Source organism: Pseudoalteromonas sp. DY56-GL22, from assembly GCF_041414715.1.
Lineage (GTDB): Bacteria > Pseudomonadota > Gammaproteobacteria > Enterobacterales > Alteromonadaceae > Pseudoalteromonas > Pseudoalteromonas simplex.
This window is the reverse complement of sequence record NZ_JANHZR010000004.1, coordinates 74,912-96,807: the sequence shown is the minus strand read 5'-3', so window position 1 is coordinate 96,807 and position 21,896 is coordinate 74,912. Positions and strand designations below refer to the sequence as shown.

The 21,896-nt window shown below is 40.3% G+C and carries 16 protein-coding genes; 12 read left to right on the top strand and 4 right to left on the bottom strand.

Going from position 1 to position 21,896, the window contains the following annotated elements; genetic code table 11:
• Positions 1-97: 97 nt before the first annotated feature.
• The 5 genes from NO991_RS10755 to NO991_RS10735 are packed head-to-tail and all read left to right on the top strand — an operon-like array spanning position 98 to position 7,206.
• Positions 98-1,642: an aspartate aminotransferase family protein gene (locus NO991_RS10755; protein WP_300358247.1), complete on the top strand. Its 1,545-nt coding sequence runs from the start codon at positions 98-100 to the stop codon at positions 1,640-1,642.
• Positions 1,635-2,927, top strand: coding sequence for a lysine N(6)-hydroxylase/L-ornithine N(5)-oxygenase family protein (locus tag NO991_RS10750; RefSeq protein ID WP_300358249.1), 1,293 nt, complete (start codon positions 1,635-1,637; stop codon positions 2,925-2,927). The genes NO991_RS10755 and NO991_RS10750 overlap by 8 nt, the downstream gene beginning before the upstream one ends.
• Positions 2,924-4,111, top strand: coding sequence for an MFS transporter (locus NO991_RS10745; protein ID WP_371352004.1), 1,188 nt, complete (start codon positions 2,924-2,926; stop codon positions 4,109-4,111). The genes NO991_RS10750 and NO991_RS10745 overlap by 4 nt, the downstream gene beginning before the upstream one ends.
• Positions 4,112-4,130: 19 nt before the next feature.
• Complete coding sequence (locus NO991_RS10740) at positions 4,131-6,530, top strand: GNAT family N-acetyltransferase (RefSeq protein WP_300358251.1); 2,400 nt, start codon at positions 4,131-4,133, stop codon at positions 6,528-6,530.
• Positions 6,505-7,206 carry a (2Fe-2S)-binding protein gene (locus NO991_RS10735; protein ID WP_300358253.1) on the top strand — a complete coding sequence of 234 codons (702 nt, stop codon included), beginning with the start codon at positions 6,505-6,507 and terminating at the stop codon, positions 7,204-7,206. Before NO991_RS10740 ends, NO991_RS10735 begins: the two co-directional genes overlap by 26 nt.
• A 46-nt stretch (positions 7,207-7,252) precedes the next feature.
• On the opposite strand, the gene NO991_RS10730 is transcribed toward NO991_RS10735, so the two are convergent.
• Positions 7,253-7,702 (bottom strand): Lrp/AsnC family transcriptional regulator, encoded by a 450-nt coding sequence (locus NO991_RS10730; RefSeq protein WP_054551870.1) that lies wholly within the window; start codon positions 7,700-7,702, stop codon positions 7,253-7,255.
• A 99-nt stretch (positions 7,703-7,801) separates the two neighbouring features.
• Here NO991_RS10730 and NO991_RS10725 point away from each other — a divergent pair, with 99 nt between their 5' ends.
• Positions 7,802-8,392, top strand: a complete 591-nt coding sequence (locus NO991_RS10725) for a LysE family translocator (RefSeq protein ID WP_194442755.1) — start codon at positions 7,802-7,804, stop codon at positions 8,390-8,392.
• Positions 8,393-8,451: 59 nt separating this feature from the next.
• Here the strand turns inward: NO991_RS10725 and NO991_RS10720 are convergent, their stop codons facing one another.
• The 3 genes from NO991_RS10720 to NO991_RS10710 all read right to left on the bottom strand — a co-directional run bounded on the left by NO991_RS10720 (position 8,452) and on the right by NO991_RS10710 (position 11,892).
• Entirely contained in the window at positions 8,452-9,633 is a 1,182-nt protein-coding gene (locus tag NO991_RS10720) for a hypothetical protein (RefSeq protein ID WP_371352003.1), read from the bottom strand.
• A gap of 254 nt (positions 9,634-9,887) precedes the next feature.
• Positions 9,888-10,559 carry a penicillin-insensitive murein endopeptidase gene (locus NO991_RS10715; RefSeq protein WP_300358258.1) on the bottom strand — a complete coding sequence of 224 codons (672 nt, stop codon included), beginning with the start codon at positions 10,557-10,559 and terminating at the stop codon, positions 9,888-9,890.
• Positions 10,560-10,704: 145 nt separating this feature from the next.
• Positions 10,705-11,892 (bottom strand): ROK family transcriptional regulator, encoded by a 1,188-nt coding sequence (locus NO991_RS10710; protein ID WP_209326664.1) that lies wholly within the window; start codon positions 11,890-11,892, stop codon positions 10,705-10,707.
• A gap of 261 nt (positions 11,893-12,153) precedes the next feature.
• Here NO991_RS10710 and NO991_RS10705 point away from each other — a divergent pair, with 261 nt between their 5' ends.
• The 6 genes from NO991_RS10705 to NO991_RS10680 all read left to right on the top strand — a co-directional run bounded on the left by NO991_RS10705 (position 12,154) and on the right by NO991_RS10680 (position 21,809).
• Positions 12,154-13,254 carry a substrate-binding domain-containing protein gene (locus tag NO991_RS10705; RefSeq protein WP_300358260.1) on the top strand — a complete coding sequence of 367 codons (1,101 nt, stop codon included), beginning with the start codon at positions 12,154-12,156 and terminating at the stop codon, positions 13,252-13,254.
• A gap of 8 nt (positions 13,255-13,262) precedes the next feature.
• Positions 13,263-14,231, top strand: coding sequence for an ABC transporter permease (locus NO991_RS10700; RefSeq protein ID WP_300358262.1), 969 nt, complete (start codon positions 13,263-13,265; stop codon positions 14,229-14,231).
• A complete protein-coding gene (locus NO991_RS10695) occupies positions 14,224-14,997 on the top strand; it encodes an ATP-binding cassette domain-containing protein (protein ID WP_300358264.1) in 774 nt (257 codons plus the stop codon). The genes NO991_RS10700 and NO991_RS10695 overlap by 8 nt, the downstream gene beginning before the upstream one ends.
• A 12-nt stretch (positions 14,998-15,009) precedes the next feature.
• Entirely contained in the window at positions 15,010-16,608 is a 1,599-nt protein-coding gene (locus NO991_RS10690) for a glycoside hydrolase family 3 protein (protein ID WP_300358266.1), read from the top strand.
• A gap of 110 nt (positions 16,609-16,718) precedes the next feature.
• Positions 16,719-19,295: a TonB-dependent receptor gene (locus tag NO991_RS10685; protein WP_300358268.1), complete on the top strand. Its 2,577-nt coding sequence runs from the start codon at positions 16,719-16,721 to the stop codon at positions 19,293-19,295.
• Between the two features lie 336 nt (positions 19,296-19,631).
• Entirely contained in the window at positions 19,632-21,809 is a 2,178-nt protein-coding gene (locus tag NO991_RS10680) for a carbohydrate-binding protein (RefSeq protein ID WP_300358270.1), read from the top strand.
• Positions 21,810-21,896 lie beyond the last annotated feature (87 nt).

Here is a 21,896-nt window from a genome sequence, read left to right as displayed (position 1 = left end):
ATTAAATTGTAAAGTAAATTAATGATTTATCATTATTGATATTGATAATCACTATCATTACGATCCCGATTCAAATTAACCAAGAAGGAATTGAGTCGTGAATCAATTAGCCCCCGTGCTTAATGCTCATTCATCAATAAACGTTGATGAACAGCCCCATGCGTTTATTTTTAACGAAAATAATTTACTCAAATATGAGATGGCTTCAATGCAAACAATGTCGCTCATCCATCAAGCGCTGCGTTCTGCAAAACAAGTTCATTCTGGCGTCTGCCACAAAGAGCTCAGTAAACAAATAGCCAGAGTAGAACTAAATCAACCTCTCAATAACGTTGAGCAAGCGCTAAATGAAGTAAAATCGTTGTATTTAGATCATGCTGTCTACTTTCATCATCCAAAGTATATTGCCCATCTAAACTGCCCCGTTGCTTACCCTGCGGTGATAGCCGAACAGTTATTAACTGCTATAAATTCTTCGTTAGACACCTGGGACCAAAGTGCTGGCGGGACGCTCATTGAGCAAAAGTTAATTGACTGGAGTATCGAACGCATTGGCTTAAGTGCTACTGCCGATGGCATATTCACAAGTGGCGGCAGTCAATCTAATTTAATGGCGCTGTTACTTGCTAGAGACCATGCTGCAGAGCGCTTGTCTGGACACCTTATTCGCGATTTTGGTTTAAGTCCTGATGCCCATCGCTACCGTATTTTTTGTTCTGAAATCAGCCATTTTAGTATTCAAAAGTCAGCCGCTTTACTGGGCCTTGGCTATAACGCGGTTGTTCCGGTTACAGTTGATAAAGAATTTAAAATGGACCTAGCCGCACTTGATACAGCGATTAATGAATGTAAAGCGCAAGGCAATATTCCTATAGCGCTTGTCGCTACCGCAGGCACAACTGACTTTGGTTCAATAGACCCTATCGAAAAGCTAAAAGCGCGGTGCAAAGCTGATAATTTATGGCTTCATGTCGATGCCGCTTATGGCTGTGGACTACTTGCTGAAGACGATCACCGTCACTTACTCAATGGCATTGAACAGGCTGACTCGGTGACGTTAGATTACCACAAATCATTCTTACAACCTGTTAGTAGCAGTGCATTTATTGTTGCTGATAAAAAGCATTTTAAACATTTAACTCATCATGCTGATTATTTAAATCCGTTTAACGACAACCCACAAGCAGCGCCAAACCTTGTTGATAAAAGCATTCAAACGACTCGCCGTTTTGATGCCTTAAAACTTTGGCTAACTTTACGCATTATGGGCCACGAACAGATTGGCAAAGTGTTTTCTTCTGTTATGGCATTAGCCCGTAGTAGTTATGTGGCGCTCAAACAAGACCCTGAATTTGAGCTAATTCACCAACCTGAACTCAGCACCTTAGTGTTTCGCTTTAACGATAAAAACCTCAGTGATGAGCAATTAAACCTGCTTAATTATCAAATTAAAGATGAGCTATTCAAACAAGGTGAGTGTGCCATTGCTCGCACCAAATTTAGAGGTATCAACTACTTAAAGTTCACGTTACTTAATCCAAACACACAGATTGAAGACATTAAAAGTATTGCAGCTGATATTAAAGCCTGCGCCTACAGCATCAAGGCACGCCTAAAAGTTGAGGAAACTAGCCATGAATAAAGTATACGATTTAATTGCCGTAGGTCTTGGTCCGTTCAACCTCAGTTTGGCATGTTTAGCTGAACCAATTGAAACACTTGATTCGCTATTTTTAGAGCAACGTGATGAATTTAATTGGCATCCTGGGCTTATGCTCGATGGCGTTACATTACAAACACCGTTTATGTCGGATTTAGTTACATTGGCAGATCCAACCAATCCATACAGCTTTTTAAACTATGCGAAACAACAAGGTAAGCTGTATCAGTTTTATATTCGAGAAAGCTTCTTTTTACTGCGTGAGCAATACAACCAGTATTGCCAATGGGCAGCAAGCCAATTAAGTAACATACAATTTGGTCATAAAGTCATTCATAGCCAGTTTGATCAAACAAAGCAGCTCTATGTACTCACTGTTGAATCTGCAAAGCAAACAAAAACGCTTTATTGTCGTCACTTGGTACTGGGCACAGGTCCCTCACCTTATTATCCACCCGCTGTTCAGGCTGAAGATACACAGCTCTGCCATGCCACAGAATATCTGTATAAGCGGGATGAATTAGTAAATAGCAAGAGCATCACTGTGATTGGCTCAGGGCAAAGTGCTGCTGAAGTATTTTATGATTTGTTGTGTGACATTAAACAGCATAACTACCAACTCAATTGGGTAACGCGAGCGCCGCGTTTCTTTCCTCTTGAGTACACGAAACTCACGCTAGAAATGACCTCTCCTGAGTATGTTGATTACTTTTATAACCTAGAACAGACAACCAAACAGGAGTTACTAGCCAAGCAACGTAATTTATACAAAGGCATCAACTCAGAGTTAATTAATCAGATTTATGATCAGCTCTATCAACTTGATATTCAAGGTGTGAACCGCGCAAGGTTACTAACCAACAGCGAGCTCATTAAAAAACAAGGCAGTAAGTTAGTTTTTAGACACACTGAACAGCAGGCTGAATTTAGCTTACATAGTAATCAGGTCATTATGGCAACAGGCTTTAGTTATCAGCTACCCGATTTCCTAAGTGGCTTAATGAGCGAAATAAATTGGCTAGATAACGGGTGTTTTGCTGTTGAGCGAAATTATAGTATCGACAAGCTACAAAGGCTGTTTGTACAAAATGCTGAGCTACACAGCCATGGATTTGTAACGCCAGATCTGGGCATGGCCTGCTATCGAAACAGCCATATTTTGCGCTCAATTTTAGGTTATGCACCCTACCCTGTTGAAACACAAATTGCCTTTCAAGAGTTTGGTTTACCCGATGTTGTCAACGAAAAACAGAAGCAAATAGCATGAAACAGCCCGCATTAAAATCAAGCTTGGTGCTGCTGACGATTATTTCTGTTGTTTGCGACACCATGATTTTGCCCTTTTACCCGCAGTTTTTTAGTGCCCAATTTGGTTTGCAATCAAGTAATCACATTGGTGCCTATATCGCTGTTTGCTGCATCACTGTGATGTGTGCTTTTCCTGTATGGGCGAAAATAGCGCAGCACGTGCACGAGCTGTATTTATGGGTGATCACCCAAATAATGGCTGGGCTATTGGGTGTTGCGTGCTTTTACAGCGAAAACGTTTGGAGCTTTTGGCTGTTATCACAGCTGATGCTGGTATTTAAAGCAAGTTACCTGCTTATTTACCCCTTTGTTCTAAGTATCGAAGAAAAACAACAGCACCTCGGTGTCGTTGCTTTATTTAGTGTGCTTTTACACTTTGGTGGTATTGGCGGTGCTTTATTAGGTGGCTTAATCATTCAAAGTATTGAGCCACGCTTTTTATATTTAGTAATGGCTGCGGGCGACTGCTTACAGGTTATGCTCTGCTTGTATTTAATTTACTTATTAAAAGTAAGCTACAAGCCACGGGAATTAACCTCATCATCAGTAAAACGGCAGCGTTTCCCTGGCTACATTATTCGCTTAGGGGTTATATCTATGGGCGTGTACTTCAGCATGTTCTTAGCAACGCCATACTTTACGCTACTTTGGCAACAAGTAAGTGATTTCAGCAATGCACTGTTAGCTGGCGCTGTGTTTGCTATCCCTGCTTGGGTTGCACTTGTCATTTTGATTGCAACCAGAAACAAACCTGCAACCAATAAGCACAGTAAAACAATCGCCTATGCACTTATGTTAAGCAGTATAGGCCTATTTATACAACTTAGCTCACACTGGCAATGGCTTGTGCTCGGCCGTGTTGTATTTGCTATTGGGCTATTTTTACTGACCGTGCGTCTGCAAGTCATGTTGTTTGCAATGAGCGAACCACGCTTTTACTCAAGCGACTTTGCCAAGCTTCATTTTATGCAAAATATCGGCGTCATCTGCGCCTCATTTTTAGCGGGAGATTTAGTCTCTCGCTTTGAACTAAACACCCCATTACTGACGGGCTCTGTTGGCTTTGCCATCACTTTATGTTTGTTTTATCTGCTTTTTTTACGCAACAAACATACCTCAACAGACCCTATTCACAGTTATTAATTTTTAAGAGAACACGACTATGAAAAATATTACTGAAACTCATATTAAGCACGCTTTGCTTGGTGATGTAAAAATCAGAACATTAAACCCTGAACACGATCTAACGACGATTACCCCTTGGCTTAAACACCCCCAAGCTCAGTTTTGGGGAGCAATGGAACATTCACCCGAAGAAATTTTAGAGTTTTATACAACACTCAATAAAGATGAGGCTCAACAAGCCTATTTGCTTGAAATAAACCAAACACCCATTGCTTTAATTGAGATTTACCAACCACACATACTAAAACTTGAGAACCACCTAGCGCTTAAAAACGGCGATTTAGGCATGCATATTTTACTCGCTCCAAAGCAGTTCTCTGTGGCAGGGTTTAGTCTTGCTGTTATGCAGTCGGTGTTAGAGTTTATGTTTAATACCCTCGCCTGTGAGCGAGTGATTGTGGAGCCAGATGTAGCCAATCATAAAATTCATCGTCTTAACTTAAAGGCAGGTTTCAGCCATCATAAAGTTATCAAATTGGGTGAGAAAACCGCATTACTTGGTAGTTTAGAAAAAGATCATTTTAATTACTTACAGCATCTTTCGTCTCGCTTCGACACTTCACAGCAAGGGCCTGCAGTGCAACAATCCACGCCCTCTAGCAGTACTTCGCACCTAGACCAACAGGCTTGGCAATACGCAAACCGTTTACTGATTGCCAAAATGCTCAGTGAGTTTTATCACGAACGACTGTTTAGCTACGACAGTGAAAAATCTAACCATTACGTGTTGCATACCATGGGTGGGCAAAGCTATCAGTTTAAAGGTGAATCAATGCTGCTTAATCACCTACAAGTTGAGCCAAGTAGCATTACTAAAATGGCGCTTGATCACAGTCAACCATTAGATGCTATTGCGTTTGTGCTTGAGTGTAATGACAAATTAAACATAGATAAATCAATGCTTGGCACCTATCTCGAAGAACTCGCGAGCACACTCAGTGGCTTTGCATTTAAATTTAAAAATAATCGCTATAGCGCTCAGCAATTAGCAGACGCAGACTTTCAAGTGATCGAAACCCAAATGACCATGGGTCACCCAAGCTTTATTGCCAACAATGGCCGGATTGGTTTTAACTCACAAGATTTTCACCAATATACGCCGGAAGCCGCAAACCCATTTCAAATTATATGGCTTGCGTGTCACAAACAGCACACCACCTTTAAAAGTACCCATGATTATAAATACGAGAGCTTGATTGCCGATGAGCTTGATTTAGCTGAGCGTTTACGCTTTGAAAAAGCACTAACTGAGCAGGGTTTAAAGCCAAGTGACTATCTGTTATTCCCTATGCACCCATGGCAGTGGTTTAATAAATTAGTCCATGTTTATAGCTATCACATCTCGCAAAAACATATTGTCTGTTTAGGCTACTCGCAAGATAGTTATTTACCTCAGCAATCAATTCGTACCCTGTATAACATCAGCAAGCCACACAAATGCTATGTTAAAACCGCCTTATCGATTTTAAATATGGGCTTTATGCGGGGCTTATCGAGCGCCTATATGAAAGTAACTCCGGCAATAAATCAATGGTTGTTCGACTTAGTAAACCAAGATAGCTATTTAAAATCTCTGAAGTTTCAACCTTTAAGAGAAGTCGCAACCCTTGGCTTTGATGAGCAGTATTACACTCATCCAGCGCTTGGCGATAACCCTTATAAGAAAATGATGGCGGCTCTTTGGCGTGAAAATCCTGCTCAATATATGGACGAGAATGAAAGCCTTGCCACTATGGCAAGTCTGCTTCATATCGATAGCGAAGGCCGTTCATTTGTAAGTGCTAAAATTGCCAAATCGGGGCTTAGTGCTGATAAGTGGCTAGCCCACTACTTACAGGCTTATATGACACCATTGCTACATTGTTTTTACCAGTATGATTTAGTCTTTATGCCACATGGTGAAAACCTCATCATTCGATTTAACAATCATGTTCCGGTAGGGGTATTCATTAAAGACATTGGTGAAGAAATTGCCTTATTAAATAGTAATATCAAACTGAATGATGAAATAAAGCGGATTAAGGTAACCATTCCAGAAGGCGTTGCCGTGTTGTCTATTTTTACTGACATTTTCGATTGCTTCTTCCGCTACCTTTCGGCAATTTTAGTAACTGATGGCCTTTTGACCGAACAACAATTTTGGCAAGCCGTCGCCGATACAATTGTTCAGTATCAGGCGAGCCACCCAGCGCTAAAAGACAAGTTTGCTGAGCATGATTTATTTGCTGAGTCATTCCCATTGTCATGCTTAAACCGCTTACAGCTGCGTAATAATCAACAAATGGTTGATATTACCGACCCAGCTTCAAGCTTGCAGTATGCAGGTGATTTACAAAACCCATTGGCGCAATATGCACTTGCAAACACAACAGCATAATAAGCTTGAGTTAGCCTTACGTCAGCAGTGCTCACTGCTGACGTTCTTAACTCCAACAATCGATGAACAATGGTTTAGCAGTCAATGTTTAACTAGCAAGCAATTAACCGATTTAGCTAACGCTATAAAATTAAGAGGAGCAAATGTTACTGAGGGATATGTCGCAATCAACCTCTATTTACAACTGAGCTGGCAAGTTATTTACTTATTAGTAGCCTGTGTAGAGCAGCTTGGTTGCATTCCTGATCTGGTCAATATTAAGCAGCGGGTAACAGGCTCACATATTTATGGTTTGGCTAATTTAAATATCATGGCTCAACAAGACTCTTTTAATAATGCAGATTTGATTGAACTGGCAGCCAATCATTTATTTGACCACCAGCAAGCTTGGTATAATAACGTGCCATTGCAATACAGGCTAAATAAAGGATTATTAAAACGTTTACAAAGTGATACTTTCCACGCAGCGTTAATCGCTTGCTGGCCAGACAAATCGATAAAATTTATAGCAAAGCGTTTTCAACCATGGCAAAAGCTATGTGGTAAACATCGCTTTAGTGATCAAAACAATAAGCTGACATTTATGCGTAAAACCTGCTGCTTACACTACCAACTTGTAGCCGCTGATTATTGCGCTAACTGCCCGTTAAACAAAAAAGGCACTAGCGCTTGCTAATGCCTTTTTCCAAACGTTTTCTATATAAAGGCTCTAAACCTATTTACTAAGCGCGTTCATCCTTCGGCGATTCCATCACTACATGAGTTGTAATAGTTCGTACTTGTGGGATTGAGCCAAGTACATCTGCATGAAATGCTTTATAGGACTTGAGATCCGCCGTCTCAACTCTCAACAAATATTCAAACGAGCCAGTTACATTGTGGCACTCTTTTACTTCATCAATAAACTCAAGAGCGTGTTCGAATGCTCGCTGAGAGACGGTTGAGTGCTCATTTAAACCAACCCCAACATAAGCGATAAACCCAAGGCCAACAGCCTGATTATTAATAACCGCCCGATACCCCGCAATAACCCCAAGCTTTTCTAGCTCTTGCACTCTACGAAGACATGCCGATGGCGATAAACCCACTTTATCTGCCAGCTCGGCATTAGCAATTCGGCCATTGCGTTTAAGCTCATGCAATATTCTGTCGTTAATTTTATCTTTTTTCATTTTTGATTGTGAACTTTAAATATACACAACAACATTAAGCGCAAAAATTGCGCGCATTACAACTTATAATTGCATCTTAATTCAAATGGAGAGATAGCGATGAGTTTTGAAATTTTAACAGCCTTGGCATTATTTGCTTTGGTATCATCAATTACCCCTGGGCCAAATAATTTAATGTTGATGAGCTCAGGTGCTAACTTTGGCTTTAAAAGAACCACACCACACTTACTTGGCGTAACGTTTGGCTTTATGTTGATGTTAGTTTTAGTCGGCCTTGGCATCATGCAGCTATTTGACTTGTTTCCACCAAGCTACTTGATATTAAAGGTATTTTGTATTGCTTACTTACTCTATCTGGCGTTTAAAATTGCCACAAGTAACGCACAACAAAAAGCCAGTAGTGAGAGTAAGCCGTTTACTTTTATTCAGGCTGCACTATTTCAATGGGTAAACCCAAAAGCGTGGGCAATGGCATTAAGCGCGGTAAGCTTATATGCCCCAGACAAAAACCTCACCTCAGTGTTAATCGTAAGCCTCGTATTTGGTTTAATTAACCTGCCATGTGTCAGCTCGTGGACTCTACTTGGCGAAAAGCTTCAACACTGGCTTGCCAGCCCAAAGCGCTTAAAAGCATTTAACTACCTAATGGCAATACTATTAATCGCTTCAGTGATGTTTAGTTTGTTTTAAATGATTATTAAGATTGAAATACCAATTCACTTGACTAAGTGAATTGGCTTGGTTCTAAGCTACATAAATTCAAACTGCTCAACAGTTGCGAGCTTTAATTTGTCTATGTCTTTTTTGGCCGCTTTACAATGACGACGTAACTTTGAAGGAACATCTTTATCTGCAACAAGGCTTTTTAGCATAGCTTGATAACGCATCGTTTGTGCATTGGCAATAATTTTACAATAGTACGCGACACCATCTAGCATACGCCCATCGACAGTATATTTATTTTGCCAGAGCTTATTTGCTAATGCGTCTAGGTATTGCTCTTTGTAAACACCGATATTATAAAATTTCTTACCAAGGATTTGAGTTTCGGTACCATCAGCTTGGTTCACTACATCAACAAACTGATAATGTTCTTGGCTATTAACATTATAAGTTAACTTTGAATAAAACTGCCCATCTGCAGGTGACTTAACCATTTGAACACTGCCAAGATCTGTAAAATGAAATATCTGCATTTCAGGCTGGTTATTAAAAAAGCCTTTTTCAACATAACGAATATGATCAGGCTCACCTAACTTCTTAATAATAGCTTCTGCGCTCAGCCCCTGCTCAAGAAAAAACAATGGGTTATCAAATGACTCTGTTGTGATAGCAACCTGCTTTTTAATAGTCGCTTGCGTTTTTGGCGGCTCGGGAAGTACAACTTTGCCCTTAACTAATTTGGCAATTACAGCTGCATTCTTATCAGGATCACCTTTTAAAACCACAGCATCAGATACTTGCTCACCAGCGCTATTTACAAGCCACACAGAAGAAAAGTCACTACTCAAATACCCCTTTACTAGATAGCTTTGCCCTGCTTCTGGAATAAAAGATACATCACCTGTAACAATGTAATTCGTTCCTGAGTTAAACATATAGTTAATAGGTGCGGCATGATGGACCTGCGCTACTAGTGTTAGTGTCATTTCCTCTGCTGGTACTTTTCGACTAAACCCCACTGGTGACAGAACCATACCTTGTCCATAAGTAGCTTGGTTTGTTGCCCTAATAGCGTTATTGACATCTTTACCATTCACTTTACTCAAGTAAAAGAAGCGACCTGTACTAGTTGCCATGGTTCTGAAGGTGTCATCTATAGTTGCTGTTTCGCCCTGATATCCTTGAAGAACAGGGTTATAAGTTGTCATACAAGCAGATAAAGTTGATACAAAGAATAAAATAGCAAAGATTTGTATTAGTTTTTTCATATTTTTAAATTCTATATTTAATAGTAAATTCTAAATTAAAATGCTTAAGCTATGTGCATAGTGAGGCTTTAAGCATATTAAATACAAACAGAGGCATGATTCTATTTTTCTTAAAGAAAACGTGAGGGACTTACTTAAAAGTGGCACAAGTTGAAACATCCATGTTTTGCGCAACGTACTTTATCAGCTTTCAGCTGCTTGTTCACTAAAACCGTATAATCTAATTAACAATTCTAACCGTAATGAATTGAAGACTATTTTTCACACGGCACTAAAAAATCAACATGGTAATGCTCATCATGTCGCACCCAGGATGGTTTAGTCGAAAACTGAATATGCTCTTTTAAATAGTCGGCATACTTGGCTTTATAAAGCCCAGCTTGCAGGCTTGGGTCAAAGATCACGCGCCAAAGATCGTAACCTTTTGCTGTAGCCGATTTATGCAGCTCAACAATATGAGCCGCTAAAGCGGTATAATCAATCTTAAACTGTTCAAACTGACCTTGTTTATCAAATTCAATATCGTAGCCAAAACGATTAAACACATGTGTAGGCAAATGAACTGATTGCCCCTTTTCGTTAATAACAGGTGTCATAAAATCAACCGACAAACCATTTTGATGAGTTTTATGCGGGCTAAATTTCCCGCCATTTTCTAAGCCCGTTTCAGCGTATTTGTATCGTTTATCTGGATGGGATTTCTGGAGCGCTTGGTAGGCATCAACAATGATGTTTTTTACCTGCGAATGAACATACGTACGCCCTGCCAGCTCTGCTACTTTGCTGTAACTGGTAAAGTTATCACCTTTGCTTGGTAGTTTTACTGCATTACGTACATAGCCATTGGCAGTCGTTCCACCACAGACGCTATTAGCCAGAACTGACCCAGAGCAAAATAATAAGGCTAAAACTAAACATGTTTTCATTGCAGTAGCTTCTTTAAAAATTTAAAGCTTAGTGACCAGTGAATGAACGAAAAGTGAAAATAGAACCTACTTTTAATCCTCATAAATCAATCGAATGTTCTAGCCTTTCTAAAATTATCTAGACACTAAAACAACTTACTCATTATCACTCAGAGAGAAACACTAATTGCTGAAGCTCGGTGTAACCAAGCTCTAACGGAATATGGAGTGTTTGCATATTCTTACGACTCAATGCGGCGTGCAGAGGGAGAACAGCTAACCCTTTTATAGTGATATTAGCTACATCCGGGGTTTTTATAAGCCTAACAACCTCTCTGTCTCCATATTGCGAGATAGAAGGTATAAAAGGACGTAACTGCTTAATTAATTTCTCTAATAAAATTTCATTCACATCACCACCCATAATGATAGTTTGCGTATTTAAAAGAGATTCAAGGGTATGAATTGCAATACGAAGAGGCTCTGAAGCTTGCTCTACCCACAGATCTAACTGCTTACTAACAGCACAATGAGCTATAAGCTCTTCTTGAGTTACCCCATTTAGATTTAACATCGTTCTTAAAGACGCCATTGACGCAAAGTCATTTAAACGTCCAAGCTCAGCTGTTTTTTCATCAGTTTCTGGCGTAACAAAAATATCGCCAAGTGCTCCAGTTAAGCCATTTTGCCCCAGCAGAATTTGTCTGTCATAAACGACTGCCGATTCGACTCTTAAGCCTAAGTGGATAAAAATAAAGTTATGTAATTGCTGAGCTTCACCAAATAACATATGGTATGCCGCACAAGCAGACGCTGACGTCTCTAAGGCGATGGGTAATTGTAATTTATTAGCGAGCTTGTGCTGCAACTGTTTATTAAATGTATAACCATTTATTGCGCTATCATCACTCGTTTCTACAGACAAACCAGCACCTAGAATCAATGATTTATCGATATCATCGACTTGAACTAACGTATCAACTAAGTAGGCAGTTTTGTCTAGTAGGTTTTCTGATTCAACGAGTGTATGTAACCGATTTATTTGCTCGCCATTGAGGTAAAAAAGACCTACCTCTAACTCGTTATTAGCGACTCTTATCGCTATTGTGTAAGCTGCTTTTTTATTAAGGACAAGCATTTTAGAGGGTTTTCCTGCTCCTTCTGCTTTTTTAATCCCTACTTCTTCTACTAGTTTTGCAGCTAAGAGCTCTTCAACCATGTTGGTGATTGTTTGCTTTGTCAGCTGCGTATTTCGCGCTATTTCCACACGAGAAACGGGGCCTTGAGTAACAATTTGCGAGAGCACAAGACGCAAATTTATCGCTTTATTTTGCTTTGCGTTAGATCCTTTCACTTTAAGCCCACCTTTTTACATCTTTTATAACATCTTACGCAGTTTAAGCCATCGTAGCAGGAAACCGAATAAAAATTAATTAGTAAAAACATTTGACATATTTATATTCATAGACAAATATGATTATAAATAAAACAATTAAGAAATGTTATTTTTACTTTACCCTTACATAACAAAACCAGCTTACCTAACAATTACATATAGTTACAGTAAGTTATTACTATTAAGTAAAAATGCATGAATTAAACAGGACTGTTTAATATGTCTACAACTAGAAAAAACAAAAATCATAGCGCATTAAAATCTGCAAACATCGTCTTTTTGAGCCTTTTATATATACTTTGCTCTTACAGCTTCTCTTTATCTGCGAAAAATATACAAGAGATAGACTGGTCAAAAGCCGCTAACTCTAGCGATATCAGCCTCTCACCTGAGCAAATAAACACAATAAAAGATAAAAAGCTCACTGCTGCTCTCGTTTGGCACGGCGCGAGCCCTTGGATCAATGCTGTTAGCCGAGGTGCAGAAGATGAATTTAAAAAACTAGGCGTGAGGGTCATTGCTCAGACAGATGCGCAATATGACCCTGCAAAACAAGTAGCTGATTTAGAGAACATTTCAGCATTAGAGCCTGACTTAGTTTTATCTCTGAGTATTGATGGCATAAGCACAAAGTTAAGTTATCAAAAAATACTCGCTGGTGGCGCTAAACTCGTCTTATTAAGTAACCCTATCCCTGGCTTCCAACATAACAAAGACTTCGCCGGAATTGTCACTGATGATATGTTTGGTATGGGCGAAGCTGCCGCAACGCTTGTTGCACAGGCATCAAATGACACAGGGAAAATAGGGATCATTTTCCATGATGCTAACTATTTTATAACCAACAATCGCGATCAAGCCTTTCGAAAAGCTTTAACACGTTACAGCAATATTAAAGTGATTAGTGAGAAAGGCTTTGTAAAGGAACATGAAACCAGCAATATTGCCGCAGCAATGCTGTTACAACACCCTGAAATAGATACTATTTATGTGTCATGGGATACTGCCGCAGAAGGTGTAATTGAAACACTGCGCTCAATTGGCCGTAAAGATATAAAAGTAGTCACTCACGATTTGGGAGTAAATAACCTGCTTGATATGGCCATGAATGGCAACTTATACGGCACGATTTCAGACCGCCCATACGACATTGGTAAGACCATGGCTCGCATTGCTGCAGGTGCCGAAATTGGTATTCAAGCACCTGAATTTACTCTGGTCCCTTTCGATTCGGTAACCCACGAAAATATAGCCTCAATTTGGCACAAAGCATTCAAAGCACCGCTGCCTAAACTACTTGATTTAGCATTAAAACAATAAGGAATGACATGAGCATAAATCAACTAACACTTGATCAAATAAAGGGGCTTGCGTTAAAGCGAGAGTTCTTTATTTACTACATATTTCTAACCGTGATGCTGTTATTTACTGTGACGCTTCATGACAGTGGCTTCTTTAGCCTAACTAACTTCATGAATATCGTAAGACAAACAGCCCCCGTCACTATTATGGCAATTGGACTAACATTTGCGTTAGCTGTTGGACACATTGATTTATCAATAGGCGCTGTCGTCGCACTGTCGGCCTTAGTTGGTGCAATTTTACTACAGCATGTTGGTATTCCTCTTGCGGTAGTTGGCGCCTTAAGCGTAGGGCTGATTGTAGGTCTGATTAACGGCTTACTAATCGAGCGTTTACAGGTCTCGTCTTTGCTTATTACCTTAGGAACTATGGGTGTAATCACTGGCGTTGCAAGACAAATTACTAATTTAGAGTCTGTGCCAATTATTGACCAAACTTTTACCGCTTTTTTTGGTGCCGGCGAGCTATTTGGTGTGCCATCTTTGCTTATTTGGACCCTTGTTATCGCAGTTATTGCCTATGTAGTTTTAACTAAGCTTTCTTTTGGTCGCCACTTGCTTGCTGTAGGCGGTAGTCCAAAAGCAGCACTTGCTATGGGCATTAAAGTAACCCGAATTCGACTTTATGCATTGGTTATATCTTCTTTAGCCGCTGCCCTTGCAGGTCTGTTATATGCAGGTCGCTTACATGGCGCACGTTACACACTCGGTGAAACAGACTTATTAACGGTTATTGCCGCCGTAGCTATTGGCGGAACCAGTCTTTTTGGTGGGCGCGCTTGCATAATTGGCGCAATTTTAGGCTCTTGGTTAATGGGCATGATCAATAATGGACTTATTCTTTCTGGTTTTTCAACCAATGAACAAATGATTGCACGCGGTGTAATTTTAGTTATTGCCGTAGCTATTGGCGTCAAGGAGTTAAAAAATGGTTAGAACAGCACTCGATCAAGTCGCCTTAGAAGTTCGAAACATTAGAAAAAGTTTTGGCGGTGTTCACGCACTTCAAGGAGTTAATTTTACCATTAATAAAGGCGAAGTTGTTGGTTTACTTGGAGACAACGGCGCAGGTAAATCAACGTTAGTTCGCTGCGTTTCAGGCATTCATAGCCCTGACGAAGGAGAGATTATTGTCAATGGTCATGAGGTCAATATTAACTCCCCTCTTGATGCACGAAACGTTGGAATCGAAACTGTTTTCCAAGACTTAGCTATGGTGCCTGAGTTTAATATTACGGAAAACTTATTCCTTAATCGTGAAATAAAACACAAAAACCCAATTCTTCGCAAACTTGGCTGGCTAGATAAAAAAGCGATGGAGAAAAAAACCAAGAAAGCATTAAACCGGCTTAATAGCCGTATTCCGAGCTTCGAAGAACAAATTTACCGTTTATCGGGAGGCCAGCGTCAAGCAGTTGCTATTGCACGAGCAGTAAACTGGGGAGCTGATATCGTTATCATGGACGAACCAACAGCCGCTTTAGGTGTGGAACAAAGTGCTCAAGTCAACGAGCTTATTAACCTCATCAGTTCGCAAGGTGTTGCCGTATTACTGATCAGTCATAATATGCAGCATGTCGTCGAAACATGCGACAGAGCTGTTGTACTTTACCAAGGTCGATCAGTCGCCGATGTTGCAGTTTCAGAGGTAACTAAAGAAGACTTAGTAAGCTTAATCACAGGCGCTAAAACAGCGGCATAAAGGAGTATGAGAATGAGTATAGAAAAAAAAGTAGCCCAGTTAATCGACACACTTCCCTTAGCCGAAAAAGTTGGCCAACTGTTTTTACTCGCATTTGCAGGAAAAGACTACGATTACGCAAAAACATTAGTCAAACAGTTTCATGTTGGTGGTTTTTATATCACAGATGACAACGCTGCCAATCAAAAAGAAGCAACCAATATGGCTGCTATGTTGCAGCAGGAAGCTGCTTTAAGAGCATGTGATGTCCCATTGTTACTTGCAGTCGATCAAGAAGGTGCCTGGGGCATACTTACACACTATACAGATTTAGGCCCCGGAAACCTTGCGCTTGGGCAGGTAAATGACCGCTCATTAACAGCTGACATGTATCAAGTGTATGGGGAACAAATGCAGCACATTGGCTACAACACTCTACTCTCGCCTTGTGCAGATGTTAATGCAAACCCTAATAACCCGATTATTGGTTTGCGCTCTTTTGGGGAGGAGCCCGTGGCGGTTGCTCAACATGTCGGTGCAGCAGTTGAAGGGGCAAATAAGTCAGGTAATCTCTGTTGTGCAAAGCATTTTCCAGGTCATGGAGATACACACAGTGACTCGCATCAAACTTTACCTTCTGTGGATAAATCTTTTACCGCACTCATGCAGCAAGATCTAGTACCATTTAAAGCCGCTATTGAACAAGGTGTTGGGCTTATAATGACAAGCCATATTTGCTACCCGCAAATAGACCCCGACAACCCAGCCACATTATCAAAGATAATTTTGCAGGATATTCTACAGAAACAATTAGGCTTTAAAGGGCTTATTATTACAGACAGCATGAATATGTGGTCTATGAGGCGTAATTATGAGCCAAGCGAGGCCGCAATAAAGGCACTTAAGGCAGGGGCTCATATTGTCATGTTAAGTGAAGAACATTACGAAAACAGTACAACTCCCTACAAAGAAATTCAAGCTGCCACGATTCAAGGTGTTATCGACGCCGTTAACAATAACGAGTTATGTGAAACCGTGATTAATGACAGGCTTCAACACATATTAGTGTTTAAATATACGCACTTTGCAGATGCAATTAGAACGCCATATAGCCTAGTTAATAAAGCCTCAGATATTGCAAAACTTGCAGCAGAGAAAGCGATAAAAGTGCTGAGAAATGAAAATGGACTTTGGCCACTCGACAAACACCAATTTACCTTAGCTTTTGCAGCGAACCCGCAAGGTTACGATAAAATAACTAATGACAGAGGGATTGGTCCTAACGATCCCTTATCTGCTCAACATGTCATAGTAAATACACTAAAACAGCGAAATACACCACATACTCTTCTCAGTTATCAACAACTACTGGCTGCGCTTAATAGTGAAGAGTTTCGGCTTAAAGAACCATTAGTACTAGTAACCGAAGATTATCCTTTGCCAGGCGAGTCATTCGATGTTTTAGACCAACAAAACATACTCAAAATGGCCGTTGAAAAGTGGCCAGATCAACTTGTAGTCATTGGGATGCGCTCTGATTACGAACTTGCTAATCACCCACGTTTAAAAACCTATATTTGCGCATACTCTAGCCGAGCTATTAGTGCTGAAATAATTGCAAAGCTGCTTTAACACGCTCATAAAACAACCAAATTAAACTTGACAATTAGTCAAAATGATTTAATAAATAATTAGTAAATCAATTTTATTAAACATAATGATAACAACAAAGGGGTAAACAAATGAAAACCACCGCGGCTTTAAAAACTCATTATTTAACGCTATGCATTATGACAGCACTATCAAGCACTTCATTATCAACCTACGCTCAACAGAATGAAACTCAAGCGCAAGAAAACAAGGAAATGGAAACCATTGAAGTCCGTGGTATTCGTCGTAGCCTTACTGAAGCATTAAACACCAAGCGCTTCGCAGACTCTGTTGTTGATTCAATTTCAGCAGAAGACATTGGTAAGTTTCCAGATAAAAATATTGGTGATGCTATGCAGCGCATCCCTGGCGTTACGGTAGTGCGTACTTTTGGCGAGGTTGCGGGCGTAACAGTACGTGGTACTGCACCAGAACAAAGCATGGTGTTACTTAATGGACAAAATGTTGCCAGTGTTGGTTGGTTTGACTTAGGCGGTATGAATCGTAGCTTCAACTTTGAGATGCTCGCAGCAGAGCAAATCTCTGGAATGGATTTATACAAATCAGCAGAAGCTGACATCAATGAAGGCGCAATGGGTGGTACTGTTAACCTAAAAACAAGAAAACCGCTTAACCTAGATAGTGGCACCGTATACGCCTCTGTTGAAAACAGCTATCACGCCAACGCTGAAACTTGGTCTCCTGCATACTCTGGTCTTGTTAGTTGGAAAAATGACAACGAAAACTTCGGTATTTTAGTCGCTTACTCAAACGAAGAGTCAAAAGTATATCGTGAAACGTTATCAAACTTTGGCCCAGCGGGTAATGCCACATTTGTTGATACAAATGGTGTCGAACGTCAATCATATGGGGCAATGTCATCAATTCTATTTGATGAAGATAGAGAGCGTAGCAGCTCACAAATTACTCTACAATATGCTCCTAGTGATGCGTTGAGTATGGATTTAAATTACAACTTGTTTGAACTTGAAAACAGCCATGTAAACTCTGCTCAATTTGCCATTGTGGGATTTGGTCAAATGCAAGGTGACTCTGTTGTGGTTAATGACCAAGGTATTGTCACTGCAGCAACGTCACTTGCATCAGGCCCAGGCCCAGCTCCTTTGTTTAATAACACCGTATTACGAACTCCGAAAATGCAAACCGATGCCCTTAACTTTTCACTTAACTACAATGCGGACATTTGGTCTGCTGACTTTGTAGTTGGTCGTTCTGATGCTAAAGGCCGTACTTTACAATCAAGTACTTGGTGGGGCGATATTACAGATACAGCAAACTCGAGTTTCAGCTTTGATGTTGCAGGCCCATTAGAGTTGGTGCCTACGAACCCAGACTACATGAAAGATCATAACAATTTTGCACTATTCCAAGAGTTCACATACATCAACTACAAGCGAGACAATACTATTGACTATGCACAGGCTGACTTTACCTTTCAACTTGAATCGGGATTATTCACATCTGTTCAAGCAGGTATAAAGATCCAAGAGCAGGTGTTTTCATCGCAAGGTGATTTCCAAGATTTAGATGTAGTAGCGGCACAAGCTGACAACTTAACTTTAGCTGATTTTAATGGCGGTTTTGTATCTGGCTTACACAGCGCTGAAGGTCGAGCAGGTAGTTTGTCAGCATTCCCTGTTGCTAGCACCGCTATCTGGGATTACGCACACAAAAACAAGCCTTCTGAAATTACAGTAAAAGATGCATTCTCAATTGAAGAAGACATCACTGCCGCCTACGTGAAAACTAATTTTTCTGGTGAAGGCTTTAGAGGTAACATCGGCTTACGTTATGTCGATACAGATATCCTCTCAACCGGCAGTATAAATGGCGAGCCTGACAAAATCAGTAAAAACTACAGCAACTACTTACCTAGTTTAAATTTGGCGGTTGATTTATCAGAAGATATGATTTTCCGTTTTGCAGCAGGCTCTGCAATATCACGTCCTGATTATGACGATATGAAAGTTGCCGATATCATTTCACAAAGCTTTCAAACTGCCAATGTAGGTAGCCCAGAGCTAGACCCTTATAAATCAGATCAGTATGACATGGGTGTTGAGTGGTATTTCAGTCCCTCTTCAATTATCGGTGCAACATTCTTCATCAAGAATATAAGTGATTATATTGAGCAAACCACAGTAAAAGAAAACTATCCAGGCTGTGGCCCTGAATGTCTTGTAACGCGTTCAAGAAATGTCGGTACAGCAGATGTTCGAGGCATAGAACTGCAATATCAGCAAGACTTTGATAATGGCTTTGGTATACAAGCAAACTACACCTACACAGACAGTAGCCGTACAAATTCAGCGGGAGAAGAAGTTCCAATTGAGGAAGTTTCACAAAACTCATTTAACCTATCTGGTTACTACGAAAATGATATGTTCAGTGCGCGTCTAGCCTACAACTACCGCGATGACTGGGTTCGACAATATAACGGTAGTAGCCTAGACAGTATGAACGACCCATACGATCAATTAGATGCATCCATTGTTTGGCATGCCACAGATTATCTAGATATCACCCTTGAAGCAGCAAACCTATTAAATGAAGCCCTCGTCTTACGTCAACCAAAAGCAGGCAATATTGTTCATAGCGTAGATGAGTTTGGTACCCGTTACTTTGTTGGCGCAAGCATACGATTCTAAAAACCTATTTATGCAGTTATTTGCTTATACCAAGTTAGGTTTCAGCTTCCCTCCTCTGGTCTTTTAGCTAACGCAGAGCCCCATGCTCAACCATAAGGCAAGTTGCCCAGCTTGCCTTACTTTCCAACCAAAAGCTAAACCCACCACATTAGTAAAAACATTTGACTTATTATCAAGGTCAACTACCTTTAACATTGAGGTGAATAAATCGTTAACAAAAAAGCACCTTAAATCCAACTTCATGGATAGCTAATATCATACTTTTTAACTTCTGCAGTAAAGACTAGGTATGTGTTGAAGGCCATGAGTAACAACATTATCAACAGGAATAATCGAATGAAAATTACAAAAACAGCGGCAATAGTTGGCCTACTTCTTACTAGTAACGCATCAGCAGGTACCGGTGTGCAAAGCTTTTTAGATAGTCTAAGGGACTTCGAATCTGGTATTAACCCAAACCTTGCAAACTTTTACAGTGATAATCTAAATAACCCTGTTTACACGTATGCAAAAGTATCGGCACCTGGTCGTATGATCAGAGACTGCGCAACAGGCAGTATGATCCCTGAACCAACCACTATCAGTGAATTTTTTACTAAGCTTGGAATTGACGACATTTACAATCCTCAAACGCCAAACGACCCTCAAATGTTCAAAAACATGCAATACAACTCAATGAATGCATGGGGTTTTGTTGGTTATCAACTAGGTGAAGCAGTCTTAATTGACGCGGGATACTACAGCCCAAAAGTTGTTGAAGTTGATGGTGTCGAATACGACAGTTTCTATGTATTTGTAGATGACTCGACTTGGATTGGCTGTGAAACAGAAGCACTTGTCGAAATTGTTGGATCAGGCGGTAACATGATTCTAGCAACAGACGTAAACAAGTGGGAAGGTAACTTTGTAGGTAAAAATGGTGTTAATTCATTTCAAGATCTGCTCATTCCAGACAATCAAGAATTAGTCATGCGCGATGCAATGCGCTTTAACTATGGTGTTATGACACAGTTATTGCAAGACGCTAACATGACATGGTCACAAGCATTAGCTAAAAGTTGGCCTGGCACTGACGATGATGGTAATGCTATTCAAGTTCAAGCAACTATGTCTGGATTATTAGCTGCAGCTCACCTACGCGGGGCATGGGGAACAGCTAGGCTACTTACCAATGATGAAATCACTTGTGATGAATTAGGCACTTGTATTACTAAGTATGTACATAAATTTGGTGGCTACAATACAATTTTTGATACCCCTGAAAATGATACGATTGAAGGTTCACAGTACGATGAAAGACTATCGGCAGGCTGGGGCAATGACGCCGTTATCACAGGCGGCGGAAGCGACATTATTGAACTTCATGAACAGGCAGGATCTATCACTACGCTGAACGACTTTACTATTGGTGATGATTTAATCGTACTGAGAGATTGGCAAACTGCGAGCCCGTTAGCTAACTTAACAGTTGCAGATGTAGCGCAAGGGGTTGAGTTAACATTTTCAGGTCAAACAATCTTAATCAAAAATGCCTCTGCCAGCCAAGTAAATCAGAATACAGCCAATGTTATTGCTGAATCCAAAATATACGAAATAGCTTGGTCAGGTACGCAAACAGTAAATGGCTTTAACCCTCTACTAGACAAAGTTCGCGGCACAGCAGGCATTGGCTTCAAACATTTAAAAGCCTACGAAACTGACACATCGCTTGTTGTCGGTGTTCAAGCACAAGACGGAGGTATTTACAGTTCGATTGAGTTAGTAGGCTTAACTTTGTCTGATCTTACACCTGAAATGTTCGATAACGTGACGGGTGGCTTTGACCGTTTAGGTTATATTGTCCCATTAAGTAACCAAAACTGGGGTTGGAATGTTGAGTTAACAATTAATAATTTTGATATTGATAAAACAGTAATCAGTATGCCGTTATTTAACTACAGTTACTCTATGTTGGTGCTAGCACAAGAAAATAATGACACTGTTATTACGCTGAATGAATCTTCATCACAGGGAGATCAAAAACGTTTAATATTGAAAAACATTGATGTTACGAGCCTAACAGCTGCTAACTTCGAGTTTGTGTCTGGTAGCTTTAGTGACGCATCAATTGAAATTCCTGTTTACTTTGATATATCTGCTCAAGTGATTGGCAGTGGTGGCGCAATCTCACCAACTCCTGATGCTAGTAATGTAATTGCCGCTCAAGGTAACCAAGATTTCACTATCAACTTTATCCCTGAAGCAGGCTATCGTGTGGCTTCTGTAAAAGTGGATGGCACTCTTATCGCGAATCCTCAAAGTTCATATACATTCAGTAATTTATCAGCTACTCACTCAGTTGAGGTCACATTTGAATTAGGAAGTAGCTGCCCTACTGCTTGGGACTCAACAGCAATCTATGTAGGCGGAGATCAAGTTACCTACAATGGTCAAACCTATGAGGCCAAATGGTGGTCTCAAAACCATCAGCCAGATTTAGGCGACCCATGGAAACTAGTTACTCCATGTAATTAAGCCATACTCATGCCGAGGCACTTCACCTCGGCATATTTTTAAAAAATAGCTAAAAATTTAAATCTTTTGGAATAAACCTTTCACCCA